Here is a 25,308-nt window from a genome sequence, read left to right on the forward strand (position 1 = left end):
TTAGGTAAAATATATTCTTCTTCATTTTAAAGTATATTCTTTTAAATTGGTAGCAGAAAGGTCATTATTTCCCGGGAAATAACGAAAAACCCGCGCAGATTTGCAAACGGGCTTCACATTTTAGGCTTTCACATCATCATATTTCTCGGGTTTACGCTCAAACTCAGCTTTAGCGAACGGGCAGGTTGCTGTAATTTTCTTACCCTCTGCACGCATTGTCTCTGCCACTTTCTCCACGAGCTGTGACGCAATCCCTTGCCCACGAAGACTCTCATCAACAAAAGTATGATCCAAAATAACAAGCGAATCCCCACTCGGAACCCACGTCACTTCCGCAATCAATTTTCCGTCCTCATCTTCCTTAAAAAAACGATTCTCACCCTTCACAAATTCCATCATCATAACCTCCTATTTCACTCGATACTTCCAGAGCACCACTCGGACAGCGATGGCTATCAGAGGAACGAGAAATACTCATTTTCGTCGTTAAAAGCTCCGTTCCGATGCTCATGTACAATCGTACGCTCCGCTTCGGTACTCACTTTTGCCTAGAAACTAAGCACTTCTCGTTCCTCTGAGGTTTGGCAATTAGTCACTCGTATCAAACACAGCCGGGTCACCCTTCACACATTCCGCTGCATGTTCACAAATCGCCGTATTAAAATAAACATCGATCTTCTCGCCTCGGTATTCACGATAACCCTTCTCTATCCAATCACTCATCCGTCGCACCTATCCTTCTAAAACAAATTTATTGATCGCATGCGCCACGCCACTTTCTTCATTAGAGAGCGTAATAAAATCAGCCATCGCTTTAATTTTATCAATCGCATTTTCCATTGCAACGCCAACACCTGCGTACTCAATCATCGTCGAATCATTTTCTTGATCACCGATACACATGACCTCACTCTGCTTAATTCCAAGCTTCTGCGCCAAACCATGAACCGCATTCCCCTTGCTCGCCTCAGGATTTAAAACCTCCAAGAAGAACGGTGAACTCCGCACCAAGTTATACTTTTCGCCAAAACTCGCTGGAATTTTCGCAATAGCCGGTGCCAAAATTTCTTCCTCATCTATAAACATCGCCTTGGAAACCATAATGTCCTCGGCCACCTCACCCATCGGCGTGTAGAACAATGGCGTATTCGTCAAATAAGACTCATAAACCGTGTACTTGCCGATATCACGATTCGGCGTATACAGATTACTCATATCATTGAAATGCATATGCAAGCCAAGTTCGCGACTCATTGCATAAATATCCATAATATTCGCGTGATCAAGCGTCAAATGTGAAATAACCTCTTTTGTAAACGTATCTTGCACCATCGCACCGTTGAACGTAATCACGTAGTCGCCTTCACGCTTTAGCTCCAAGTCCGACAAATATTGCTGCACACCGGTAATTGGGCGCCCTGTACACAAGACAATTTTGACACCTTGGGCTTTCGCTTTATGAATCGCGGCGTGAACCTCGGGCGTGATTTCATGCTTATCGTTGAGTAATGTTCCATCTATATCGATCGCTACTAATTTTATCATCCGTCTAAACTCCTTCAACTATACCCTCAAGATGAGCGGTATCATTTGCCGTAACTACGCGGAATTCGCCGTTTTCGTATTCCACAACCGTGACACTCGTATTCAAAATATGCGGTGTTTCCGTGCGATGCGTCTGTAAATCAGCCTCCTGCAAAGCAACGAATATCAAGACACGCAAAGCCATTCCGTGTGAAACGACCAAAATATTGCCCTCCGGTTGCTCCTCCAAAATCTGCTCCACCGCTTGCTTTGTGCGTTCCTTCACTTGGTAGTAAGTCTCACCCTTACTCACATTCGCCTCATATGTTGCCGGATTATCCAGCATCATCGCGTACTCTTCCCCATAATTCTCCGTAATATCGACAAAACGCTCGCCTTCCCAAATTCCAAAACTCATTTCGCGAAGACCATCAAGCGTTTTGACATCTATATCTCGATCACCAATAATATACCCAGTCGTGTCCACCGTGCGCTTACTTGGGCTAGAATAAACAGCCGTAAAGTCCACATCTCGCAATGCTTCCCCTGTTGCAATCGCACCATTAATACCTTCTTCAATCAATGGCGAATCGCCCCAACCCTGCATTCTCCTAGCCAAGTTCCACTCCGTTTTACCATGACGTACAAAATAAAAAGTGCGTTTACCCAAAATATTGCCTCCTCCAAATTAACTCTCCACTAAAATTGTACCACTGTTTCGCGGAAAGTTAAATGAAGTTTCGCACTTTTAACCAATTTTCACACAGTTCCGGCCAAATTCGCGCCTCCTGATTATCCTTCGCCATCCCAAGCCCATGCCTACCTTGCTCAAACGTATGAACCGAGTGTGGCACATTATGCCTTCTAAGCGCCGCCGCAAAAATAAAACTATTGTCCACTGGCACCGACTGATCTTCTTCCGTATGCCACAAAAAAGTCGGTGGCGTGTGATTTGTCACGTGTAACTCATTCGAGAGTTCCAAAATCTGCTGCTTCGTTGGCGTTTCTCCCAACAAGTTATGCAAACTACCTTTATGCGTCTGCGCTCGCATCGTGATGACTGGATACGCCAATATCAACACATCAGGACGCGTACTATATTGATGCATCGGATCTTCCGCGTCAGGTCGCCCTTCATCTACATGTGTCGCCAAAGTCGAAGCCAAGTGCCCACCAGCCGAGAAGCCAATCGCACCAATCCGGTTCGGGTCCACGCCCCATTCCTCCGCACGATGTCGCACCATTCGCATCGCCCATTTTGCATCCTCCAAAGGAACAGGATGTTTATGCGGCGCCACCCGATAATTCACGATAAACGCTGCAATTCCAATACTATTCAACCATTCCGCGACAGGCTTACCCTCACGCTCCGTCCGATTTCCATAACCACCACCCTGAAAAATCAACATGGCTGGAACGTCATGCTTACTAGATACTAAAAATCGTTCTAAATTAGGACAGTCCTTGTTGGCTATGCCTTCATACCTGTTTTCCGTCATATTGTTTCACCGCCTATTATTATGTTACCCCTATCATAATAGATACTGCTGTCTTTTACCATTATTATTTATCACTATCAAGCTCCGTCAAATGCGCCTCAATATCTGCTCGACGCTCCTCCAATGCGGGTGGAAGCTCCACATACGTGCCATGTTCCTTCGCAAAATCCGTCTTAAAGCCTGGTCCATCCGTCGCAAGCTCAATCAAAATACCATTTTCCTCTCTAAAATAAAGCGAATGGAAATAATGACGATCCACAAAACCAGAATTCGGGTATCCTAAATCTTGAATATACGTCACCCAATCGCGCAACTCTGCATCATCAGCCACGCGAAACGCCACATGATGTACACTGCCAATTCCCTCGACAGCATGCGGATCTTTGAAATTAGCCTCCAACTGAACCTCCGCGCCGGACCCACCTTCACCTACTTGGAACACTGTCACTAAACGCTCATCGTCCTCATATGCACCAATCCGATCGAATCCCAGAATTTTCGTCAACACACGGTCCGTCTTCTCTTTTTTCAATGTCGAAAATAGAACCGGACCAAGCCCAGTAATCGCAAATTCAACAGGAACCGGACTATCCTGCCACGGATTCCCACCAGCAACGCCTTTATTACGTTGATCAGAAATAAGCTGAATCGCCAGTCCATCCACATCTTCAAAATCTAAAACCTTGCGATCAAACTGTTCATAAACGCCCTCATGTTTCACGTGAAACAATGTTAAACGCTCTTCCCAATAAGCTAGCGCCTCATCATTCGGCACTCGTAGCCCCATTCGCGCAATCGAATTATATCCCTTACTTCCCCGATTCGCCCGTGGAATTTCAAAAAACGTAACCGTCGTACCTGGATTTCCAATCTCATCCGCATAATACAAATGATATGTGTACGGATCATCCTGATTCACCGTTTTTTTCACTAACCGCAATCCCAAAACCTTCGTATAAAAATCGAAATTAGCCCGTGCATTCTCCGTGATAATCGAAATATGATGTATTCCTCTTAATTCCATCTCGCCACTCCTCACTAATCGTCTAATTTTTTTAACAAACTAAGCAATTGTTTCTGCTCGTCACGTGTTAACTTGCCGAATTGCTCCTGCTGAAACGCCTCTTGCGCAGGTACGTTTTCCAAATAACACGCCTTACCCTGCTCCGTCAAAGCAATGTACTTCTCCTTGCCCTGCTTTCGTCTACAAATCAAGCCCTGCTCTTCCAATTTCACAAGTAGTTGCGTGATATTGCCTTTGGTCACCACAAGCCTGTCTGCAAGCGACTTCTGCGTACTTTCGCCCTCCAAACCAATTTGAGCAATCACGTCAAACTGTGCCATCGAGAGATTCGCTTTTTTGAGATTTTGGTTGGTCAATTTAATATTACGGTTATAAAATCTGCTGAGCCTAAACCAAAGTAATACGCCTAACCGTTGCTCTTTTTTCACCAAGGGAATCCCCTCCTCACCATTAGTTTAGTTCTAAACTATAAAAAAAGCAACTATTTAATCCTGCTCTATGATTTTCTCCAAATATGTAATGACCGATTCCGCACGTTTGGCGTCCCAGACCCCGCACATAGCCCCATACCACATGCCATCTAGCGCCACACTGAGCAAATCCGCACGCACGACGCCAATCTCCGGAGTCATTTTCGCCAGTTCCCGATTATAGACGTCCCGCCAAACCGCCGTTGCCTCATCATTCGAAACGAGAACCTCCATCGAAGCCGCGTGTACCTTAATCAACTCAGAATCATTTAATTGACGCAAATTCCCCTTCAAAAAAGCATGGACGTGACGCAAAGCATCATTTTCCGGTAGTCTTTCGAATTCCTCTGCGATTGTTTGTTCATACTCCGCAACCGTGAAGTACGTCAAAGCCATCATTAAATCCTGTTTATTTTTAAAATGATAGAAGATGGCAGGTTTCGTGATTCCGACTTTTTCAGCGATTTTAGCCAAGCTTAGCTGATGTACGCCATCTTCCTGAATTACCTGTATTGCTGCATCAATTAGTTCCTGTCTCTTCATTTCAAACCCTGCTTTCCGTTGCGCTATTACGTTTAATGTAACGCAAACGCCACCGTTAATCAAGGCAAAAAAGAGATTAGCCACAAAACCAGCCAACCTCTTTTCCAAATTACGCTAAATCATCACCATTTGTCTCAATTACTTTTTTGTACCAGAAAAATGAATCCTTGCGTGATCGAGCAAGCGTCCCGTTTCCGTCATCATCTTGATCCACATAAATGAAACCGTAACGCTTCGACATTTCACTCGTAGATGCGCTGATCAAATCAATCGGACCCCAACTCGTGTAGCCAATCAAATCCACGCCATCCGCAATCGCTTCTGCCATTTGCTCGATATGTTGACGCAAATAATCAATGCGGTACGGATCATGAATCGCGCCATCCGCCTCAACCGTATCATACGCGCCCAAACCATTTTCCACGATGAAAAGCGGTACTCTATAGCGATCATATAACCCGTTCAGCGTCACACGCAAGCCCTTAGGATCAATTTGCCAGCCCCAATCCGAGCTCTCCAAGTATTCATTTTTCACGCCGCCCATAAAGTTTCCGCCCGTTTGATCTCGGTTTGGATCTGCCGAAACGGATAACGTCATGTAGTAACTAAACGACAAGTAGTCCACCGGATAATCTTTCAAAAGCTCCAGATCGCCGTCTTCCATTTTGATTGTGATGTCGTTTTCCGCGAAGTAGCGTTTGATGAAACCAGGATAGTAACCGCCAACTTGAACATCCGTGAAAAATAGATTCATCTGATTTTGGTGTTGAGCAAGCAAGATATCGTCCGGATTATTCGTCGCAGGATACGTTTCCATTCGCGCCAACATACAACCGATTTCGAAATCTGGATTGATCTCATGACCTAATTTGACAACCTTCGAACTCGCAACAAATTGATGGTGTGCCGCTTGATAAGACACTTCCAGCGGGTTCTCCACGCGATCCACGACCACGCCACCACCAGTATACGGGCTAATCGCGATGATATTAATCTCGTTGAAAGTCAGCCAATACTTCACTTTATCCTTGTAACGCGTCATCACCGTTTCCGCATAGCGCACATAATGATCGATAACCTCGCGACTCGCCCAACCATTATATTTCTGCGTCAAACCAAGCGGCGTCTCATAATGCGACAACGTCACGAGCGGCTCAATACCATACTTCACCAACTCATCAATCACATTATCGTAAAATTTCAAACCAGCCTCATTCGGCGTCAAATCATCACCATTCGGGAAAATCCGCGCCCAGTTCAACGACAAACGAAACGTCTTGAATCCCATTTCCGCAAACAACGCGATATCCTCTTTATAACGATGGTAAAAATCGACCCCATCACGCTTCGGAAAACGAGCCTTCGATTTCCCCGCCAAAATTTCCTCAATCTCAGCCGAAGTCACATCCAGCGCATGCCCATTACCACGCTCGTCTTTCGGAACAAATTTCACCATATCAGCCGTTGAAAGACCCTTCCCATCTAAATCAAAGCCGCCCTCAACCTGGTTCGCAGCCGTTGCGCCACCCCATAAAAATCCTTCTGGAAATTGCTTTTTGATCTCTGCCATTTGTATATTCGCCCCTCTCAATCTTGTTTACATTTTGAGTATACTTCATGTAATGCATTACAGAGCAAGAGAAAAATGGCGAGAATTTTAGCTTTAATTAACTATCGTTATCACAGTATTTATTGTCAATATTTCTAGGGCCTAAAATCCGGTATGTTTGCCAATAATATACTTCCTTCAAGAAAATTCGGTAAAGATTTACTTTCAAGGTGCCCAGAGAACATAGATATTAGATAGTTAAATATATTATCTTGCCCATGCATTTTTTTCCCTGGTGAGATGCGCTTACTTATGATATTTTCAAAAACCTCTAGCACATCATGACCATTACAGATAAACCTCGGTGGTATTTTCCTATCTTTGTATTTTTGATATTCCTTCTTGTAAATTTCAATTTCTTTACTGGAAATGGAGAATTTCCTCTGAATATAACCAAGGAGCATCTCCTCATCTGGTTCCAATCTATTCTTATCATAGCACTTGTTCATTTTAATATCGCTAAACGAATGCCTCCATTCAAATTCCGTCGTTTGGGAAATTAACCTACAAATACCTATACCGTAAGATAGCTCTAATAATTTGTGCCTTACTTCATCACTAGTATATCCTGATTTTTCCTCAGAGTAAAAAAGCGTTAATACTTTTCCAAGCGCATTAGACCCTATCAAGGCTGTCTCTAAGCTATTCCCGTTATAATAATAAATATTATCTATTTCTTCCGTTTTTCTTATGATATAATCATAATCTAAATCAACTACTCCGAAATGGGAATTATCGTTTTTCAGACTATTAACTTTTTTTATAGTCTCAATAACATATCTTTTATTGCTTCTATTGATATTTTTATCATTATAATTATGCCTTGTTACAAATACATACTTATCTGATTCTTTGCCTAGCATTATTCTCCAAAACCTTATATCACTATTACCTTCCAACACAATATATCTTTTGTTATTACTCATTTTTATTTCCGTAGCAAGCTCATCTGGGCTGTGACAAATTATACTCACCTTATTCAACCTCTCCCATATTAAGTACTTTGTCCCAATTATTATTAACAATTTGCACTGAATGTGTAGCGATTATAACTCTCAGGTTCTTATGCTTTATAATACTTTCTAAATCCTCAACATACTCTCTCTGCCATGATACCTGCAAAGAAATTTCAGGCTCATCAATTAAAATTAATTGATCTTCCTTTGTATTAAAAATTAATGAATACAACTGGATGAATTCATGTTGTTCACCCGAAGAAAGCTTAGAAATATCAATAATTTCTTCGTTTCTATTAGTGATATAAAACCCATTATAGTGATCAATATTTATTTTTTTACCACTAGTATTTAGCTTCTTATTATATTTTTCTAAAAAAAGCTCTATTTGATTAGCAAAAGGCTCCAAAGACTCCAGCTTCTCCAAAGTTGACTTGTAATACTCCTGTAGAACTAGAAGTGTTGTACCATCCATATCCTTAAAATCTTCTATAAGTAATTGCTCCACCTGATTGTTTGGCTCTATAACACTTGTATTTATCAATTTATTTCTCAAATTTTGTATCTTCTCAACTTGCTCTTGTATCTGAGCCTTATCTATTGACACTGAGCCAGCATTTAAAATATCCACTATTTTTTTAGGGAATACCTGGTCTATGTTTTGGGATATTTTGGCATAAATCGAGGTGTTGTTTGATATCAAATCTTTTATTTTTTTAGAATATACATTTATTGTTTTAGTAGGTTGTGGATTTCTCTCATAAGGATCTATATCTATTGGCTCATGCAATAACCTTTCTGTAGAAATAAAATCAATTTTTTCTTCCGCTAAAAATTTAGTAGCTTCTTTTGGTAATGTTGAGAAATCATTTGGCAGTATGTTGTGGTACTTTTTTATTAAATCATATATAGAATTCTTATCGTATATCTGATTAGTTTCTCTATCAATTATATAACCCGCACCATATCTGAATAAATTCGGTACATTATTCACAAAATAGCTTAAACCTACTGACTTTTGTTCTTTTAGTACTCCTATAAATTCGCCATTCAAGTAATATTCAATATCCTCCTTCATTTCTTCCCCCGAAAATTCCTCATCCTCCATGTTTGGATGGCTATACATTTTTTTAATAAGCTTCAATATGTCATTGCCTCGTCCCACTTCAATACTCTCGAATTCTAAATCATACAATCCAGCGTGACGTTGTGATATCAAAGAATGAATTATTTTAAAGAAAGTGGTTTTCCCACAACCATTGGGCCCAATTATAAGCTTTATCTGATTCTCTAAAGATATCTTATAATCAAACTCTCCAAATATTTTTTTCACATATATATAGTCAATCATTTTATGTGCTCCCCTTCATAAATATATATTTTCCCTCAATTGATACTGGTTTCTATTACTTACTTATTCACTATGCCATCTTTCAAACATATTTTTTGGCTTTAACGAATAATTTATGAAAAACATCCTTTATAAATTGAAATTAAACGGTTTGGTGGATACTCTTATGGTTTTTACAGCTTTCCTTAACTCCCCAAATGGTTGTATTTTATTTCAGTTTTACTTATTGAATTGCTCCTGCTAAAGCTGAAATTAATAGGATATGCTCTTTTAGCTTCACCTTCTGCAAGTTCTCTACTTTTTCTGAACCACCTAGGGCTAAAATTGGAACATAGCCAAAGCACTCATCATAGCTGGGAGTTCCTAGTTTTTTTACAGCTTCTTGGTATGGATTCCACATAAGATCTGCTATCCGAAATTCCTCGTCCGCAGTATCTTCAAAAAAGAATTCAAATGAGAAGAAAATAGTTTTCACTATACCATATCGATAATTAAGCAATCGTACATAGCCATCCGACCATATTATTAAGTCACCCATGCCAGTTGCGAACAGGACGATACCATCTGTATACCGTTCGCTTGTGCTCTCTAAGACATCTTTATATTCTGCTGGATTTACTGATTTAAAATAGCCTCCCATAAAAATACCAAATCCATACTTCGTCCAAAAGTTAATCATTTCTTCTGGTAGCTTAGCACGATACTCTTCCAAAATATCATCAGAAACTCTTTCAACCAATTTAAAATCTTCTAACACGCTCATGCCCTACCTCCTAATGTTTTAAGCTAACATTTAAATAAATGTCCTTCCATTGTTCTTTTGGTACTTGACTTATCATCTGGTTTATTTGCTCATCAACAATATCTATTCGATACCTCCACTGGCCTCCAATTGATGAATTAATACGTCTATCTCCAAGCCCTCCTATATTCAAAGGATTTCCACCGGCAATTTGGTCTGGATTATGCAATGCGGCTTGTGTATCCATCCATGACTTAGCTTGTTTCCTAGCCTCTGTAAGCGATATGCCGCTTTTTCTTAATTCATTAACTTTTTGAGTAAAGTTTTCTTCTCGGGCAGCCTTCTGGGCCACATTTCCTTCCAAAGCTCTACCTTTCGCCAAATACATCTCCCGATTCGCTAAGTACTCACTAACCGTCAACTCGTTCATTCCTTTTTCTTGGTCTGCTAGTTGTCTCGCAAATTCTGCGGGGTCATGATTTGGGTTACGACTGAATGTCACTTCAATTTTATTTAATTTCATGAACTTGGCTATTTTCGTGGCTTTACTCGCATTTTCCGCTTGTTTTATCTCGCCAACGCCTTCAAACAAGAACTTAAATTCATCCGTTCTCGTCGATGCTTTGATGGCTTTTGCCGCTTTTCCTAACTTCCCAAATGGAACAAAATTCAATGCCGTAAATGCTGCCGCCTCGTTTTGCTCAAAAGGACTGAGCTTCTCTTGAGTTATTGGATCGAGTCCGGTTTTCCAGCGGTAGATATCGAAAATAGGGGCGACCATATCAATCAAGAAAATAGCATTCTTCATCCCTGCCAAGACATGGGCTTGTTGCCATTTCGCATTGTCATAAGTCGCTTTCCCATCTAATTTTCCGTCTTTCGTGACAAATCCCGCTATATTTCCTTCTGGTATAACAGGTAGTGGGCCATTTTCTGCCGCCTTAATCAATCTAGCTGTTTCATTATCTTTTGCCAATTTCGCCATCGCTTCTTCTCGCGCCGTCCATTGTTTCTGCAATGCCGAACGCCACGCCATATTCAAGCCCATCATATTAAAAGTTCCAGTTTTGGCTTGAAAGGCTTTATCACTATCGATTTCCGCCAACCCACGAACAATATTCGCCGTCAAATCCATCGCTCGATCAAATGAAGTCGCCGTCTCCGCATCAAATCGATACAAAGCTTCTAACTTCTCCTGCAACTTCCGCTTCAAATCCACAAAGATTGGCGTGATTAGCGCCATGCCAACCACATTATTGCTCAACTTTTCGATATCTTGAATCTGCCCATCCAATTGCCGAATCTGATTCCGAATTTCATCCTCAATCACATCTGTCGTCGCTACATCGGCTTGAAATTTTTGTGGCAACGCTTGATTTTGTCGTATCAATTCCTCACACAAACAAATCATGCCCTGCGCCAATGGTCGATATGTCGCTGCAAAATACTGTTTCGCGCTGTCATACGTTTTCCCCTGCAACTCTCTGTCAAAAGCGAACTCATTCACCGCACGCATCAAACCTTCCATTGCCTCTATCATATCATGATACGACGCCACCATGCTCTCCGATTGCGCTTCGATTTCACCCAAGAAAACATTCAAACTCATGCCTGCTCACCGCCTAACTCTACTTTTCGACGAGCCACATAATAATCCGATTCCTTGTCCATCAGCGCACGTTTTTCACGTTCCAACCTGACCTGCTCCTCCTCCATGCCATCCACCACATGAAAATGTTGCCGCTGGTATTCATGTCGTTGCGTATCCAAAAATACCGCCATTTCTCGATCTCGATGCCATGTACTGCCAAGCTCATGAAACAGCTGATTGTTCCGATTATGTACAAAGTCCACTTCATCCAACAATTGCTTCTGCCTTCGAATCTCCCGTTCCTTCGCATACTGGTCATCTGCGACATTCCGCAACCGCTGATTCCAACTATCTATTTCTCTATCTTTATCACGCATCTGCCATCCCTCATTTCCCAATACGTGGAGCTGTCCCCGAAAAATCAAGTCCATTCCCAACTTCGCGATCCACTCGTTCAAACTCCTGCGCGACCGAACGAATATGCGCCACGTCCCGCCCAAAACTCTTACCCAATTGCATCATCAATTACTCGGCTTTATCCGAACACTGTTTCGCGTCGTGACTCACCTTCACACTCGTCCGATTCGCCAATTGCACCTGCTTCAAACCCGATTGCCGCATCGCATCTCCCGCATGTCCCATCGAAGTCGCCACCTGATTTGCCCGACCAAGATTACTTTTTATTTGGCTCATGTTAGCTCCCACCTCCGTATCTTTCTATTATATTCAATATTTTTCCGATTGTACAGCCACACCAAAAAGCACCCTATCTAAGACAGGATGCTCCTTTTCAAACCTTATTAAACTAAATCAGTACCATTACTCTCAATCACTTTTTTATACCAATGGAACGACTTCTTCTTAGAACGATCCAGTGTACCATTACCCTCATTATCGCGATCCACATAAATGAAACCGTAACGCTTCTTCATCTCGCCAGAACCAGCGCTAACAAGGTCGATACAACCCCATGGCGTATAGCCAATCAAATCGACACCGTCCTCGATCGCCTCACCCATTTCGCGCACGTGCTCACGCATGTAATTGATCCGGTAATCATCGTTAATCGATCCATCAGCCTCCACCGTATCCACTGCACCAAGACCATTTTCCACAACGAAAAGTGGTTTTTGATAGCGGTCGTAAATCGCGTTCATCGTGATACGCAGGCCAAGTGGATCGATTTGCCAACCCCATTCGCTCGCTTCCAAATTCGGATTACGCAATGTCGCAAAAACGTTGCCCTCAGTCTCCTTCATCACTTCAGGATCCGCACTTGTTAGGCGCGATGAATAATAACTAAACGCCACATAGTCGACCGTATGATTTTTCAGAACGTCCAAATCGCCGTCTTCGATCACCAAGTTAATGTTGTGTTCTTTGAAGAATCGCTTGCTATAGCTTGGATAGTAGCCGCGCGCCTGCACATCAATGAAGAAATAACCCTCACGATCCGCTTGCATTGCTTTCCAAACATCTTTCGGATCACATGAGAACGCATACGTCGAACCAGCCGCCAACATACAACCAACCTGGTTTTCCGGATCAATCTCATGCGCCAATTTCGTCGCCATCGCAGAAGCCACCAACTGGTGATGCGCCGCTTGATACTTCGCCTCTTCCGGATTCGCTTCCCCATTCACATCCATACCACCACCGAAAAACGGCAGATGCAAAATCATATTAATCTCGTTAAACGTCATCCAATGCTTCACTTTTCCTTTATAGCGATTAAAAATAACCTCACAGAAATTCATATAAAAATCGATACATTTGCGGTTCTTCCAGCCACCATAATTTTTGAAAAGTTCCACCGGTGTATCAAAATGGTTAATCGTCACGACAGGCTCAATGCCATATTTCGCACACTCATCAAAAACGCGATCATAAAACTCAAGGCCCGCCTCATTCGGCGTCGCATCATCGCCATTCGGGAAAATACGCGGCCAGCTAATCGACAAACGGAACGACTTGAATCCCATTTCCGCAAACAACGCAATATCCTCTTTATAACGGTGATAAAAATCGATCGACTCATGGCTCGGATAATAATCATATTTCGTTTCAAGCGCTTTCGTCGGATTCATAACCGCATCCCAACGGCCTCCTTCAACAGACGGCAAAACATCGACCGGCGACAAGCCCTTGCCATCCTCTAAATACGCGCCCTCACATTGATTGGCAGCAACCGCGCCGCCCCATAAAAATCCTTCTGGAAATGGTGATTTTGTCATAATAATTTTCTTCCTCTCTATATTAAATATTAGTTAATAATGACGCTGCTTCCTTATCTAAAATAACCGTAATCGATGGATGCAATTGTAAAATAGAAGACGGCACATCTTTCGTAACCTCACCGAAAAAGGCTTTTTTAACGATTTCCGCTTTATGCTTCCCATTCGCAAACATAATAATATTTTTCGCCTGCATCACCGCTTTTGGCCCCATCGTCACATAAAAATCAGGAACCTTCGATGCATCGCCACCGACTTCGCCAATCAAAATCTCTTTCATCTCAGGCGTCGTCGGAACCGCAACCGTCTCGTCATGAACGTCCGTCGTATCCGGCAAATTCCCACAAAAATGGCCATCCGCACCAATACCAAGCAGCATCACATCAAGCCCGCCGTCCGCTTTCAACCGCGCGTCATGCGTCTCATAATTCGTTTCGTCAAGCACATGAATCTGCTCAGCCGGAATCCCCGCTGGCGTGAAAAACGACTTCGCCAAATTACTAATCGTCACACCTGGATCACCAGTTCCTTTGAGCGGAATCTCATCAAAATTATAATAATGAACATTATCAAAATAAGATTTCCCCTTCACCTGCGGAACAAGCTGCTCATACATCCGAAGTGGCGTATTCCCAGCCGTGATCGACATATTAACGCGGCGATCCTGATACATATAACCCAATAAATGCTGTCCTGCAACCGTACTCATTTCTTCATACGAATCCGTGATAATAAATTTCAAAAAATCAGCTCCCAATCTTCCTCTATATTTTATAACCTAAAACAAGTGTAAACTGTGTAATGCATTGCAGGTCAAACGAAAAGCTGAACGCGCTCGTTAGGCTCGAAAGAAATTGTTAGAGGGCGCAGTGAAAACCTTCATTTGGTTTTTGCGGAGACCACGAAATTTCCGAGAGACTAGCGCGTGAAGCTAGATCACTGAAAAGCTGAAACGGCTCGTTCAGCTCCGAAAAAAACTGGAGCGGCCGCAGTAAAAATCTGCTTTTGATTTTTATGGAGGGCGTGAAGTTTTCGAGGAGTTAGCCGTTGAAGCTAGATCCGAAGGCGCAAAACCAGAAAACCATAAAAGCCCGGAAATCCCCTAATAGCAAAAACCCAAACCAACAACAATCCCGAGCACAAAAAATATGCCCCGTTCTTGCCATCAATCTAGGTTATGCCTGGTCGCACCAGTAACAATCCTTCATTTGATTGCCATCTTATTCATTTGTCCGATTCCGCTCCGTCACCCGGTGAATATGAAGCGTTAAATACACCCGTTCATCCTTCGTAAGCGTAGCGTGATGCGCCTTTTGCAAATACGCGTCAATTTTTCCCGTACACGCAAAGCTCTCCGGATATTTCACCTGCACCTGATCAAACAGAAAATCATCGCCAGAATCCACAATCTCATTCCGCAAAAGCCGCTGCGCAAAATACTGCAAATGCGTCACAAAACGCGTATAATTCAGAGACGACTCATCCAACACCACATTAAAATGGTACGTCACAATGTTCAGCACATCCTGCACAACCTGCGTCATATCAAGCGTTGTCTTCATCGCCTGACCATCCGTCCGCGCATTCACAATATGCAGCGCAATAAACCCAGCCTCATCCTCACCAAGCTGAATCCCGAGCCGCTCCTTAATAATCTCCAGCGCCTTCAGACCAATCTTAAACTCATCCTTGTAAAACTTCTTGATTTCCCACAACATCACATTGCGAATCAGCATCCCTTTTTCATGACGCGCAATCGCAAAACTAATATGATCCGTGAGCGTTAAATACACATTATCACTGATTTTCGCATCAAAATTTTCCTTCGCATAATTCACAATTTCATCCGCTATTTCCAAATGAATCGCTGGAATTTCGCCAAGTAAGTCCATCAATTTCTCAGACAACTCGTCCGTTTCTAAAACAAAAACCTTCTCAATCACCGCATCATCAATAATATCATCCATCTTCTTCTGGAATCCAACACCCTTGCCCATTATCACGAGCTCATGTCCCTGCTCATTCACCGCCAGAGCAACATTATTATTAATCGCTTTAATAATCTTCATAGAAGCCTCCTCGCTTTCATGGACGAAAAAAATACCAATATCACACGCAGCCACACGTACTCCAATACGTGCTCCCCCGTCGATGTTGGTAATGCCTGATCGAATCAGTAACAATCCTTTTCCTATGCCTAAGTATAGCACCATTTCGAAAGCGCTGTCAACGGAATTTTTCAAATTTATTCGAAGCTTTCCGTCTTACTGTATAAATACGCCAATTCCATCATCGACTTCCTTACAATCTCTTCCATAGCAACACATTTCACCGCTTCCTCTCTCGGAATAATTCGCCCAATTCGCAGCCATTTTTTCGAATTTTCCAAGAGTGCAAGAATCGGTTCCGGATCCTCCAAATAATCCGCCAACGTCACAAAATTATCCGGCTCATCCTCATACGACGTCCAAACCCGATATTCCCGCACATCAATTCCCAACTCCCGAATCCACTCCGGCAAAAACGCGACCCATTTCGCGTGATCCTCATAACTCGTCACCGAATCCGAACTCCGATACGCATGCCACTCTAAATAAATCCGAAAATTATTCTTGTTCAGCAAAATCGCAATCATACTCGCCGAATCCTGCCGCGACAACCCCTTATAATACGCCCAAAAATGCGACCGAACCTGCCATCCATTCGTCCAACTCTCCACTTTCGGCTTCCCAAAACCAACCGTTTCCCGCTGACACAACGCCGCAAAATCCTTCCAAACATCCCACTTAGCCTTATATTCCGCCTTCACACCCTCCACCAGCGTCGGCGTAAACTCCTTCATTTGCCGAAACTGAAAATAATCCCGATCAAAAAGCACAAAATCTTCCTCATAAAATCGCATTATGTCATACTCCTTTATCCAATCTTTGTATGCCATTATACCTCAAAAAGGCTTGCACGAAAACAAGCCTTTTATAAATTTCTTTCATAACATCTAGGTGAATAAGGGAGTTTTATACTACTGCCCTCTCCTGATTCAATAATTTTCCTGATCTTCCAAATAAAAAAGACTCTCCCCCACATTCAGAGAAAAGCCCTTTTCACATAATCTATTATTTTTTCGGTGCTGTGATAACTTCCACGCCACCCATATAATTTTGCAATACTTTTGGAACCGCGACAGAGCCATCAGCCAACTGATAATTCTCCAAAATCGCTGCAACCGTACGGCCAATCGCAAGTCCAGAACCATTTAGCGTATGCACAAATTCAGGCTTCGCACCTGGCTCGCGACGGAAACGAATATTCGCACGACGCGCTTGGAACGCCTCAAAATTACTACAAGAAGAAATCTCGCGGTAGCTGTCACCACTCGGAATCCACACTTCGATATCGTATTTTTTCGCAGCCGTGAACCCTAAATCAGCAGTACACATGCTCAGCACACGATACGGCAACTCCAACAGACGCAACACTTCCTCCGCATTATCCGTCAAAGCCTCGAGCGCCGCATAAGAATCCTCAGGTTTCACAAACTGCACCATTTCCACTTTGTTAAACTGATGTTGGCGAATCAAACCACGCGTATCGCGGCCCGCAGAACCCGCCTCAGAACGGAAACACGCACTGTAAGCCGTATACTTTTGCGGTAGGTCATCCACATTCATAATCTGATCACGATGATAATTCGTCACCGGAACCTCCGCCGTCGGAATCAAGAAATAGTCCTCCTTCTCAATCAAGAACGCATCCTCCTCAAACTTCGGCAACTGCCCAGTCCCCGTCATACTATCGCGATTCACCATGTACGGCGGCAACATTTCATCATACCCGTGCTCCGTCGCATGCAAATCCATCATAAAATTAATCAACGCCCGCTCCAGTCTAGCACCCAGTTTCTTATAAAAAACAAACCGGCTTCCCGCAACCTTCGCCGCATTCTCAAAATCCAAAATTCCTAAATCCGTACCCAAATCCCAATGCGCTTTTGGCTCAAAATCAAACGTCCGAACCTCGCCCCATTTGCGAACCTCCACGTTATCATCTTCCGTATCACCAATCGGCGTAGACTCATGCGGAATATTCGGAATCGCCATCAAAATATTGCGCAATTTCTCATCAATCTCGTTCAACTCAATATCAAACGTCTTAATCCGATCTCCAACCACACGCATTTCCTCAATTTTTGCGTCCGCATCTTGCTTATCACGCTTCAACTGCGCAATCTCCTGCGAAACCTCATTACGCTGACTCTTCAACGTCTCCACTTCAATAATCAACGTCCGGCGCCGCGTATCAAGCGCACCAAACTTCTCAAATTCCCCAAGCTCTTCCCCACGATGCGACAACTTCGCCTTCACACCATCAAAATCCTCACGTAATAATTTAACATCCAACATTTCTTTTCCTCCTCATAAAAATATAATCTTGATTTTACTTGGTTGTTAGATTTGAAATAGACCTTGACCAGCCTAGCGACAAATGATTAGATGCTAGGCAAAGCCGAGTACCAGCGCGGAGCGTACGACTTGTACGTGAGCACTGGAACGGAAGCTTTAACAACGCAGATGATCGTTTGTCGCTAGGCTTTTTTCGTTCAAAGAAAGCAGAATATGCTTTCTTTGAACGAAAAAAAGACCCCCAAATCTCTCCCCAAATAATACATGGAAAGGGACGGAAGTACCGCGTTGCCACCCTAATTGAGTCCGAGAAACATCTCAAACTCCAGCTCAATTGATATAACGGTTCCCACCGAAGCAGATTACTCACATTTCCTCTGCTCACTCCAAGACGGATTCATAAAAGCGTTCCTACTGATTCCCACCAACCATCAGCTCTCTAAAAAGCCCAACTTTTACTACTAGCTCTTGTCAACGTTTTAATTCATTATTTAAGAACATTCTACCCCATAACCTCAGAATTAGCAAGCCAAAACAGAAAACTTCCCACCATTCCAAATTTGTAATATTCACCTAAAAATTGCATTACATAATCATCAAAGAAACCCTGGAAACCCATGCTATAATAGGCTTAAAATCAAGTTTATGATGTGGTTGGCAGCCTAGCTAAGAAAGTAGGTGATGCCATGTTGTTCGTGGTTTCTTCCAGAAAGGAAAAAGCATGACTGTATTCGAATCATTAACGATAGCAAGTAAAAAACCACTCCTAGGCTTGAGAGCTGAGTGGCATTTGAAATATTCAGGCTGTCACCATCTTAAATGGTGTTTGTAATTGGAAGTTGTGTTTGCCACACAGCTTCCTTTTCTCACTCATTATAACAATTCCTCTCCTCCTTTGCAATCATCCTCCTCACCCCCGCATTTCAACCCAACAAAGTTTGTGAAATCACAAGTCTGCTTATTGGACAAACCGTAACTAGTTTGCTATAAATAGGGTGGACGTATATCCATTGAAATTCCATTTAGGAGTGATATTGTGATCCTGTTAATCGATAATTACGACTCGTTTACATACAACTTATATCAATATTTATTAGAGCTCGGCAAACAAGTACGTGTTGTGAAAAATGATCAAATAACCGTAGCCGAAGTTTGTGAAATAAATCCCGAATCGATCGTCATTTCACCTGGACCCGGTACACCCGATGACGCGGGAATCAGTCTAGCCGTCATCCGCGAATTTGCTGGTAAAATCCCTATTCTTGGCATCTGTTTGGGTCACCAAGCTATCGTTCAAGCATTTGGCGGTGAAATCATTCGCGCTCCTGAACCCGTTCACGGCAAAACATCGATAATTACAAATGACCAAGAAGGCGTGTTTACAAGCTTAAGCGCGCGTTTTTCTGTGACCAGATATCATTCCCTCGTAGCCGCAGAGTCCCATTTTCCAAACGAATTACTCATCACTGCAAAAACCGAGGATGACCTTATCATGGCCGTTCGTCACCGCAAATTTTTAATAGAAGGCGTTCAATTCCATCCCGAAGCCATTCTTTCCGAACACGGGCACGAAATCTTGGAGAACTTTGTAAAACTAACGGAACGGAGCTACGAAAATGAAAATGCAGTTCGATTTTAAAGGAAAAACACAACTATTCTCGTCTCCCGAAGCCATTATTCAAACGGACAATCTAGATGACGTGATGGAACGCATGAAACAAGTCGAGCAGGCTGTTGATCTCGGCTATTATGTCGCGGGTTATATTGGCTATGAAGCAGCTGCGGCCTTCAATAAAAATCTAATCACACACCAACCCGGCAAAATGCCACTTCTTTGGTTCGGCGTTTTTCGTGAAATGCGTGAGATTGAGCAAACCGCTACTCCACTCTCACAGCCACCAAAATTAGACTGGCAACCAACCACCGACTACAGCTCCTACGCAAAGGGTATCCACTCAATTCGAGAGCAAATCGCAGCCGGAAATACATATCAAACCAACTATACTATCCGGTTACAAAGCGATTTTACAGAGGAAGATGAGAATTTTTACGAACAGCTAAAAACGGCACAGCAAGCGGATTATTCAGCCTATTTATCAACTGGCCGGTTCCATATTTTATCCGCCTCGCCCGAACTTTTTTTCCATTGGAAAGACGGCGTCATCAAAACCAAGCCGATGAAAGGCACCGCAAAGCGCGGCATGACGCTAGAAGATGACTTTAAAGCACGCGACTGGCTAGCAGCTTCTGCAAAAAATCAAGCGGAAAACGTGATGATAGTAGATTTATTACGCAATGACCTCGGCCAAATCGCCAAACCAGGTTCCGTCAAAGTTCCCCAACTATTTGATGTCGAACGCTACCCCACCGTTTGGCAGATGACCTCGACAGTCGTCGCTGAAACATTGCCAGAAGTCCATTTGACAGCTATTTTCGAAGCGCTTTTCCCATGTGGATCCATCACCGGCGCACCTAAAGTGAAAACGATGCAGCTTATCGCCGAATCAGAAACCTCCCCGCGTAATGTATATTGCGGCGCGATCGGCTATGTAACACCAGATAAGGAAGCTATTTTTAACGTCCCGATCCGAACCGTTGTGGTCGACACAGAAGAAAAAACAGCTGAATACGGCGTTGGCGGTGGCATTGTCTGGGATTCACGTAGCGGCGCTGAGTACGAAGAAGTTCAAGCCAAAGCAGCCCTTCTCACCACCTACTTACCAGAATTTGAATTACTGGAAAGTCTACGCTTGGAAGATGGCACCTATTATCGCACCGATTTACATCTAAAACGCATCGAAAAAAGCGCCCATTATTTTGGTTTCACGTGGAACATTGATGCCGCAAATGAGGCCCTAGAAGCATTCGCGAAAGAGCACCCAAACGATATTTGGAAAGTTCGTCTGCTCTCAAATAACGCTGGCGACATTACAGTGGAAGGCACACTCATCATTTCGGATCCAATCACATGGACCGCCCATTTTGCCGACAAGTCCATCACCAGCACCGACCCATTTCTCTATCACAAAACGACCAATCGGACTATGTACGAAAAGCGGCGCCGAATTGACTACGACGAAACGCTACTATGGAATGAACGCGGCGAGATTACAGAATTCATCAACGGTAACCTCGTCGCAGAAATAGACGGGCAACTAGTCACACCAAAACAATCATCCGGCTTACTAGGAGGCACGATGCGCGAAACCCTCCTAGCCGAAAACACGATTACCGAGCGAATCTTGCACCGCAACGACCTGTTAAAAGCCACAAAAACCTGGCTAATCAACAGCGTCCGAGGCTGGGTCAACATCGATTTACATTAATGAAAGAAAGCTAGCCAAACATTCATCAATTTCTCATTTAACTCACAGCAAGTTTTCCTTCCCGACCGTTATTATATAAGTATAAGCTAACAACAACAAACGAACTTTCATTCTTTCCCCCTTTTTGGATGAAAGCTCGAAACTCCCTTTTTGACCACCGTGGTTCCTCCCTTTTCCACGGTGGTTTTTTTGCGCGTATTTTTATGTTTTTGAATATTAATGCTTTAATTCCTAACCTTGAAGGTCTCGCTAAACCTCAGCGAAGCGACAAGTAATTAGATCCTAGGCAAAAGCGCGTACCGACGCGGAATGTACTCAGGTACATGAGCATCGGAACACAGCTTTTAACAACGGAGATGATTGCTTGTCGCTTCGCTGAAAGACGAAACTCCCTTTTTGACCACCTGGTTCCTCCCTTTTCCACGGTGGTTTTTTTGCGTGTATTTTTATGTTGTGTTACTTTTCTTAATTCCTGACCTTGAAAGCCACGCAAAACCTCAGCGAAGTGACAAGTAATTAGATCCTAGGCAAAAGCGCGTACCGACGCGGAATGTACTCAGGTACATGAGCATCGGAACACAGCTTTTAACGACGGAGATGATTGCTTGTCGCTTCGCTGAATGTTGACATATCCAATCGGAATACATATAATTAATAAAAATAGTCAGAAAAAAGGAGGAACAACATGCATTTCACAAAAAAAGCATTTGCAACTGTATCATTAGTAAGCGTTCTATTTTTAGCGGCTTGCGGAGGAAACACAAGCAAAACAAATGAAAAAGCGGCGGAACAAATCAACTTTTTAGAGACAGGGGAATTGCTCACGCTTAATACGACTGCGGAGGAAGACTTTGTTAGTTTCACTGCGCAAAACCAAGTATTTGAAGGGCTCTACACGTTGGATAAAAAGGATAATTTCGTGCCTGGCGTTGCGGCAAGTATGCCCGTAATCAGCAAAGATCAGACGGAATATACGATAAAACTAAGAGATAACGCGAAATGGTCTGATGGTTCGCAAGTCACCGCGGACGATTTTGTATATGCGTGGCGACGCGCGGTTGACCCAAAAACAGCGCCGAGTTATGCAGCACTTTTTAAAGATTCAATTAAAAATGCCACGGAAATTCACGAGGGTAAATTGCCTGTATCAGAACTCGGCGTGACCGCACCAGACAAAGAAACCTTAAAAATCACACTCAAAAAACCAGTGCCTTACTTCATATCGCTACTATCATTCGAAACCTTTTTCCCGCAAAAACAAGCTTTTGTGGAGAAGCAGGGCGACAAATATGGAACAGATGCAACCCACACGTTGTATAATGGCCCATTCGTTATGAAAGACTGGGATGGAAACACCGCCAAAAAATGGACCTACGCGAAAAACAACGAATACTGGGACAAAAAACAAGTAGCTGTCGATGAAATCTCTGTACAGGTAGCAAAAGACATTAACGCTGGTGTAAATCTATACACGACAAAAGAAGCCGACCGTGCACCACTTTCTGGAGAATACGCGAAACAGTATAAAGATCGCTCCGATTTTCTAACCGAAAAAGATGCACTCGTCAGCTACTTACGCCTGAATCAAAAACGTGACGGCAAACCCACACCTCTTGCAAATAACTCTCTGCGTCACGCACTAAATTTGGCAGTAGATAAAGAAGCATTAACAAGCGAAATACTAGGCGACGGCTCATTTCCAGCGAACGGATTATTGCCAAAAGACTTTGTGCAGAATCCAGAAACAGGCGCTGATTTCCGAGCGGACAGCGGGGACCATCTCACTTTTAATAAAGTAGAAGCGAGCAAATATTTGGCTCAAGCAAAAAAAGAACTGGGAACAGATACCATCACGCTTGAACTTTTAGGCGATGACCAGGATACGACAAAAACGATTTTTACCTTCCTAAAAGATCAATTTGAAAAAAATCTGCCCGGTGTGACGATCAATATTAAGACGATGCCGGCCAAGAGCGCGACGGAGCTGACTCGCACTAGCAATTATGATCTTTCGCTTGCCGCATGGATGCCCGATTTTAAGGATCCGTGGACATATAGCAGTCTATTCCTATCTGATTACTACAACAACAGCATGAATTACAACAGTCCCAAGTACGACCAACTCGTTAAATCGACCGATACAACACTAGCTACAGAGCCAAATGCAAGATGGAACGCCTTTGTCGAATCCGAAAAAGTACTACTTGATGATGATGCTGCAATTCTGCCATTATATCAACACCAAACGGCCGTATTGCAGAATCCGAAAGTAACCGGCGTTCAAAAACACGCTTTCGGCTCACCATACAGCTACAAATTCATAGAAATGGCAAAAAACTAGGAAAACATTCATCAATTTCTCATTTAACTCACAGCAAGTTTTCCTTCCCGACCGTTAATATGTAAGTATAAGCTAACAACAACAAACGAACTTTCATTCTTTCCCCCTTTTTGGATGAAAGCTCGTAAAACTCCCTTTTTGACCACCGTGGTTCCTCCCTTTTCCACGGTGGTTTTTTGTTATGTATTTTTCACCAAACTTTGTCTAAATTCCTAATGCAGAATGTCACGCCACACCTCAGCGAAGCGACAAATGCTTAGATCCTAGGCAAAAGCGAGTACCGACGCGGAGCGGACAATTTGTACGTGAGCATCGGAACACAGCTTTTAACGACGGAGATGAGCGGTTGTCGCTTCGCTGAGAGATAAAACTCCCTTTTTGAGCACAAGGTTCCTCCCTTTTCCACGGTGGTTTTTTGTTATGTATTTTTCACCAAACTTTGTCTAAATTCCTAATGCAGAATGTCACGCCGCACCTCAGCGAAGCGACAAATGCTTAGATCCTAGGCAAAAGCGAGTACCGACGCGGAGCGGACAATTTGTACGTGAGCATCGGAACACAGCTTTTAACGACGGAGATGAGCGTTTGTCGCTTCGCTGAGAGATAAAACTCCCTTTTTGACCACAAGGTTCCTCCCTTTTCCACGGTGGTTTTTTGTTATGTATTTTTCACCAAACTTTGTCTAAATTCCTAATGCAGAATGTCACGCCGCACCTCAGCGAAGCGACAAATGCTTAAATCCTAGGCAAAAGCGAGTACCGACGCGGAATGTACTAAGGTACACGAGCATCGGAACACAGCTTTTAACGACGGAGATGAGCGGTTGTCGCTTCGCTGAGCGCAAAAAAGGATTGGAGATATTCCCCAACCCCTGCTTTTAAAAATTCACGACGCGGCCATATCCTGCAATGTATCTTTTCCAATAGCCGCTCGAAATATTATCGTATTTTACGCCATTATTTTGTGCGTTGATCATTTTTCCACTGCCGACATAGATACCGACATGCGCGATGCCGCTACCGTAATTGAAGAATACCAAATCGCCTTCTTTTAGCTGATTGGCCTTAATTTTAGTAGATGCATTGTATTGTTGCTTCGCCGTACGTGGAATCGCTTTGTTGATCGATTGTTTGAAAACATAGCTTGTGTAGCCTGAACAATCGAATGAAGTTGGACCAGTTGCGCCCCATTTATACTTTTTGCCTAAATGTTTTTTTGCTTCGACATTCAGTGCCGTAAATGACTGTGCCTTATATGGCGCTAAGCATTTCCCCGATACATAGCCCACTTTGCCTTTGTATGTAATGCGGTACCAGTTATTTTTAGTTTTGGCGTTGAATGTAACAGTTGTTCCTGCTTTGTAATATCCAATAATTGCATACTTCACGCTATCCCCAGTTCGAATATTGCTCTCTACAGTTGTCGTCATTTTGTAAGTTTTTGCCGCTTCCCCAGACTTCGGTAATATCAAGACACTTACTGCCAGAATGATTACAAGTAACATAGCCATACATTTGTTCCTAGATTTCAACGTCAAAACATGCACTCCCTTTTCCCCATTTGCAACCCATCATACCAGATGCACATTACAAGGAGGCTACAAACCCGCGTCAATCCCTTTAAATCCAAAAGTTATTTTTCATCAAATTCTAATCTAACTCACAGCAAATTTTTTTCTCGGTGCTTTATTATATATTT

General features: G+C 43.0%; 25 protein-coding genes and 1 other annotated feature. Of the genes, 3 read left to right on the forward strand and 22 right to left on the reverse strand.

Translation table 11 applies throughout. The features are described from left to right. Positions 1-120: 120 nt before the first annotated feature. The 21 genes from DUK53_RS06555 to serS form a co-directional block, all read right to left on the reverse strand. On the reverse strand, positions 121-396 hold the full coding sequence (locus DUK53_RS06555) for a GNAT family N-acetyltransferase (protein ID WP_036132544.1): 276 nt from the start codon (positions 394-396) through the stop codon (positions 121-123). Between the two features lie 192 nt (positions 397-588). Further along, positions 589-723, reverse strand: coding sequence for a (4Fe-4S)-binding protein (locus DUK53_RS06560; protein ID WP_077947559.1), 135 nt, complete (start codon positions 721-723; stop codon positions 589-591). 9 nt (positions 724-732) lie between these two features. Beyond that, the gene (gene yidA, locus DUK53_RS06565) at positions 733-1,545 is read right to left on the reverse strand and encodes a sugar-phosphatase (protein ID WP_036132542.1); all 813 of its coding nucleotides are present in this window, start codon (positions 1,543-1,545) and stop codon (positions 733-735) included. A gap of 4 nt (positions 1,546-1,549) precedes the next feature. Then, positions 1,550-2,194 carry a histidine phosphatase family protein gene (locus tag DUK53_RS06570; protein WP_255309528.1) on the reverse strand — a complete coding sequence of 215 codons (645 nt, stop codon included), beginning with the start codon at positions 2,192-2,194 and terminating at the stop codon, positions 1,550-1,552. Positions 2,195-2,252: 58 nt separating this feature from the next. After that, the gene (locus DUK53_RS06575; RefSeq protein WP_036093061.1) at positions 2,253-3,023 is read right to left on the reverse strand and encodes an alpha/beta hydrolase; all 771 of its coding nucleotides are present in this window, start codon (positions 3,021-3,023) and stop codon (positions 2,253-2,255) included. Positions 3,024-3,087: 64 nt separating this feature from the next. After that, complete coding sequence (locus DUK53_RS06580) at positions 3,088-4,047, reverse strand: ring-cleaving dioxygenase (protein ID WP_036093060.1); 960 nt, start codon at positions 4,045-4,047, stop codon at positions 3,088-3,090. A 14-nt stretch (positions 4,048-4,061) separates the two neighbouring features. Continuing rightward, positions 4,062-4,478 carry a MarR family winged helix-turn-helix transcriptional regulator gene (locus DUK53_RS06585; RefSeq protein WP_036132538.1) on the reverse strand — a complete coding sequence of 139 codons (417 nt, stop codon included), beginning with the start codon at positions 4,476-4,478 and terminating at the stop codon, positions 4,062-4,064. A 54-nt stretch (positions 4,479-4,532) separates the two neighbouring features. Then, on the reverse strand, positions 4,533-5,060 hold the full coding sequence (locus DUK53_RS06590) for a TetR/AcrR family transcriptional regulator (protein ID WP_124892637.1): 528 nt from the start codon (positions 5,058-5,060) through the stop codon (positions 4,533-4,535). 109 nt (positions 5,061-5,169) lie between these two features. Beyond that, positions 5,170-6,630: a glycoside hydrolase family 1 protein gene (locus DUK53_RS06595; RefSeq protein WP_036132535.1), complete on the reverse strand. Its 1,461-nt coding sequence runs from the start codon at positions 6,628-6,630 to the stop codon at positions 5,170-5,172. Positions 6,631-6,764: 134 nt separating this feature from the next. Further along, positions 6,765-7,643: a DUF4435 domain-containing protein gene (locus tag DUK53_RS06600; RefSeq protein ID WP_036132533.1), complete on the reverse strand. Its 879-nt coding sequence runs from the start codon at positions 7,641-7,643 to the stop codon at positions 6,765-6,767. 1 nt (position 7,644) lies between these two features. Continuing rightward, positions 7,645-8,976 carry an AAA family ATPase gene (locus DUK53_RS06605; RefSeq protein WP_036132531.1) on the reverse strand — a complete coding sequence of 444 codons (1,332 nt, stop codon included), beginning with the start codon at positions 8,974-8,976 and terminating at the stop codon, positions 7,645-7,647. A 223-nt stretch (positions 8,977-9,199) separates the two neighbouring features. Beyond that, a complete protein-coding gene (locus DUK53_RS06610; protein WP_036132523.1) occupies positions 9,200-9,739 on the reverse strand; it encodes a T6SS immunity protein Tdi1 domain-containing protein in 540 nt (179 codons plus the stop codon). A 10-nt stretch (positions 9,740-9,749) separates the two neighbouring features. Then, positions 9,750-11,327 carry a polymorphic toxin type 15 domain-containing protein gene (locus tag DUK53_RS06615; RefSeq protein WP_081964447.1) on the reverse strand — a complete coding sequence of 526 codons (1,578 nt, stop codon included), beginning with the start codon at positions 11,325-11,327 and terminating at the stop codon, positions 9,750-9,752. Then, on the reverse strand, positions 11,324-11,686 hold the full coding sequence (locus DUK53_RS06620) for a DUF3958 family protein (protein WP_052164977.1): 363 nt from the start codon (positions 11,684-11,686) through the stop codon (positions 11,324-11,326). The genes DUK53_RS06615 and DUK53_RS06620 overlap by 4 nt, the downstream gene beginning before the upstream one ends. A gap of 10 nt (positions 11,687-11,696) precedes the next feature. Beyond that, a complete protein-coding gene (locus DUK53_RS17920; RefSeq protein ID WP_255410880.1) occupies positions 11,697-11,831 on the reverse strand; it encodes a hypothetical protein in 135 nt (44 codons plus the stop codon). A 3-nt stretch (positions 11,832-11,834) separates the two neighbouring features. Beyond that, positions 11,835-12,002, reverse strand: coding sequence for a TIGR04197 family type VII secretion effector (locus tag DUK53_RS06625; protein WP_124892639.1), 168 nt, complete (start codon positions 12,000-12,002; stop codon positions 11,835-11,837). 107 nt (positions 12,003-12,109) lie between these two features. Continuing rightward, positions 12,110-13,543, reverse strand: coding sequence for a 6-phospho-beta-glucosidase (locus DUK53_RS06630; RefSeq protein ID WP_036132520.1), 1,434 nt, complete (start codon positions 13,541-13,543; stop codon positions 12,110-12,112). A 22-nt stretch (positions 13,544-13,565) separates the two neighbouring features. Next, the gene (locus DUK53_RS06635) at positions 13,566-14,285 is read right to left on the reverse strand and encodes a glucosamine-6-phosphate deaminase (protein WP_036093215.1); all 720 of its coding nucleotides are present in this window, start codon (positions 14,283-14,285) and stop codon (positions 13,566-13,568) included. Between the two features lie 478 nt (positions 14,286-14,763). After that, a complete protein-coding gene (gene licT, locus DUK53_RS06640; protein ID WP_036132691.1) occupies positions 14,764-15,612 on the reverse strand; it encodes a BglG family transcription antiterminator LicT in 849 nt (282 codons plus the stop codon). 176 nt (positions 15,613-15,788) lie between these two features. Continuing rightward, the gene (locus DUK53_RS06645) at positions 15,789-16,445 is read right to left on the reverse strand and encodes an HI_0552 family protein (protein ID WP_052164976.1); all 657 of its coding nucleotides are present in this window, start codon (positions 16,443-16,445) and stop codon (positions 15,789-15,791) included. A gap of 211 nt (positions 16,446-16,656) precedes the next feature. Continuing rightward, positions 16,657-17,943 carry a serine--tRNA ligase gene (gene serS / locus DUK53_RS06650; protein ID WP_036132518.1) on the reverse strand — a complete coding sequence of 429 codons (1,287 nt, stop codon included), beginning with the start codon at positions 17,941-17,943 and terminating at the stop codon, positions 16,657-16,659. Between the two features lie 267 nt (positions 17,944-18,210). After that, positions 18,211-18,427, reverse strand: a binding site (T-box leader). Between the two features lie 552 nt (positions 18,428-18,979). Here serS and DUK53_RS06655 point away from each other — a divergent pair. The 3 genes from DUK53_RS06655 to DUK53_RS06665 all read left to right on the forward strand — a co-directional run bounded on the left by DUK53_RS06655 (position 18,980) and on the right by DUK53_RS06665 (position 23,610). Continuing rightward, positions 18,980-19,582 (forward strand): anthranilate synthase component II, encoded by a 603-nt coding sequence (locus DUK53_RS06655; protein WP_036093052.1) that lies wholly within the window; start codon positions 18,980-18,982, stop codon positions 19,580-19,582. Then, positions 19,560-21,269, forward strand: coding sequence for an aminodeoxychorismate synthase component I (gene pabB / locus DUK53_RS06660; RefSeq protein ID WP_036093050.1), 1,710 nt, complete (start codon positions 19,560-19,562; stop codon positions 21,267-21,269). Before DUK53_RS06655 ends, pabB begins: the two co-directional genes overlap by 23 nt. A 685-nt stretch (positions 21,270-21,954) precedes the next feature. After that, complete coding sequence (locus tag DUK53_RS06665; protein ID WP_036132515.1) at positions 21,955-23,610, forward strand: peptide ABC transporter substrate-binding protein; 1,656 nt, start codon at positions 21,955-21,957, stop codon at positions 23,608-23,610. 877 nt (positions 23,611-24,487) lie between these two features. On the opposite strand, the gene DUK53_RS06670 is transcribed toward DUK53_RS06665, so the two are convergent. Beyond that, positions 24,488-25,120 carry an NlpC/P60 family protein gene (locus DUK53_RS06670; protein ID WP_036132509.1) on the reverse strand — a complete coding sequence of 211 codons (633 nt, stop codon included), beginning with the start codon at positions 25,118-25,120 and terminating at the stop codon, positions 24,488-24,490. Positions 25,121-25,308 lie beyond the last annotated feature (188 nt).

Origin of the sequence: Listeria sp. SHR_NRA_18 (assembly GCF_003856515.1) — a bacterium.
Classification (GTDB): Bacteria; Bacillota; Bacilli; order Lactobacillales; family Listeriaceae; genus Listeria_A; species Listeria_A newyorkensis.

Bases quoted from the DNA above. Each gene is read 5' to 3' on its own strand.
- DUK53_RS06605 (WP_036132531.1), bottom strand. From the start codon at position 8,976: ATGATTGACTATATATATGTGAAAAAAATATTTGGAGAGTTTGATTAT.
- pabB (WP_036093050.1), top strand. From the start codon at position 19,560: ATGAAAATGCAGTTCGATTTTAAAGGAAAAACACAACTATTCTCGTCT.
- yidA (WP_036132542.1), bottom strand. From the start codon at position 1,545: ATGATAAAATTAGTAGCGATCGATATAGATGGAACATTACTCAACGAT.
- DUK53_RS06630 (WP_036132520.1), bottom strand. From the start codon at position 13,543: ATGACAAAATCACCATTTCCAGAAGGATTTTTATGGGGCGGCGCGGTT.
- DUK53_RS06610 (WP_036132523.1), bottom strand. From the start codon at position 9,739: ATGAGCGTGTTAGAAGATTTTAAATTGGTTGAAAGAGTTTCTGATGAT.
- DUK53_RS06615 (WP_081964447.1), bottom strand. From the start codon at position 11,327: ATGAGTTTGAATGTTTTCTTGGGTGAAATCGAAGCGCAATCGGAGAGC.
- DUK53_RS17920 (WP_255410880.1), bottom strand. From the start codon at position 11,831: ATGATGCAATTGGGTAAGAGTTTTGGGCGGGACGTGGCGCATATTCGT.
- DUK53_RS06560 (WP_077947559.1), bottom strand. From the start codon at position 723: ATGAGTGATTGGATAGAGAAGGGTTATCGTGAATACCGAGGCGAGAAG.
- DUK53_RS06620 (WP_052164977.1), bottom strand. From the start codon at position 11,686: ATGCGTGATAAAGATAGAGAAATAGATAGTTGGAATCAGCGGTTGCGG.
- DUK53_RS06625 (WP_124892639.1), bottom strand. From the start codon at position 12,002: ATGAGCCAAATAAAAAGTAATCTTGGTCGGGCAAATCAGGTGGCGACT.
- licT (WP_036132691.1), bottom strand. From the start codon at position 15,612: ATGAAGATTATTAAAGCGATTAATAATAATGTTGCTCTGGCGGTGAAT.
- DUK53_RS06580 (WP_036093060.1), bottom strand. From the start codon at position 4,047: ATGGAATTAAGAGGAATACATCATATTTCGATTATCACGGAGAATGCA.
- DUK53_RS06645 (WP_052164976.1), bottom strand. From the start codon at position 16,445: ATGCGATTTTATGAGGAAGATTTTGTGCTTTTTGATCGGGATTATTTT.
- DUK53_RS06590 (WP_124892637.1), bottom strand. From the start codon at position 5,060: ATGAAGAGACAGGAACTAATTGATGCAGCAATACAGGTAATTCAGGAA.
- serS (WP_036132518.1), bottom strand. From the start codon at position 17,943: ATGTTGGATGTTAAATTATTACGTGAGGATTTTGATGGTGTGAAGGCG.
- DUK53_RS06670 (WP_036132509.1), bottom strand. From the start codon at position 25,120: ATGGCTATGTTACTTGTAATCATTCTGGCAGTAAGTGTCTTGATATTA.
- DUK53_RS06665 (WP_036132515.1), top strand. From the start codon at position 21,955: ATGCATTTCACAAAAAAAGCATTTGCAACTGTATCATTAGTAAGCGTT.
- DUK53_RS06595 (WP_036132535.1), bottom strand. From the start codon at position 6,630: ATGGCAGAGATCAAAAAGCAATTTCCAGAAGGATTTTTATGGGGTGGC.
- DUK53_RS06555 (WP_036132544.1), bottom strand. From the start codon at position 396: ATGGAATTTGTGAAGGGTGAGAATCGTTTTTTTAAGGAAGATGAGGAC.
- DUK53_RS06575 (WP_036093061.1), bottom strand. From the start codon at position 3,023: ATGACGGAAAACAGGTATGAAGGCATAGCCAACAAGGACTGTCCTAAT.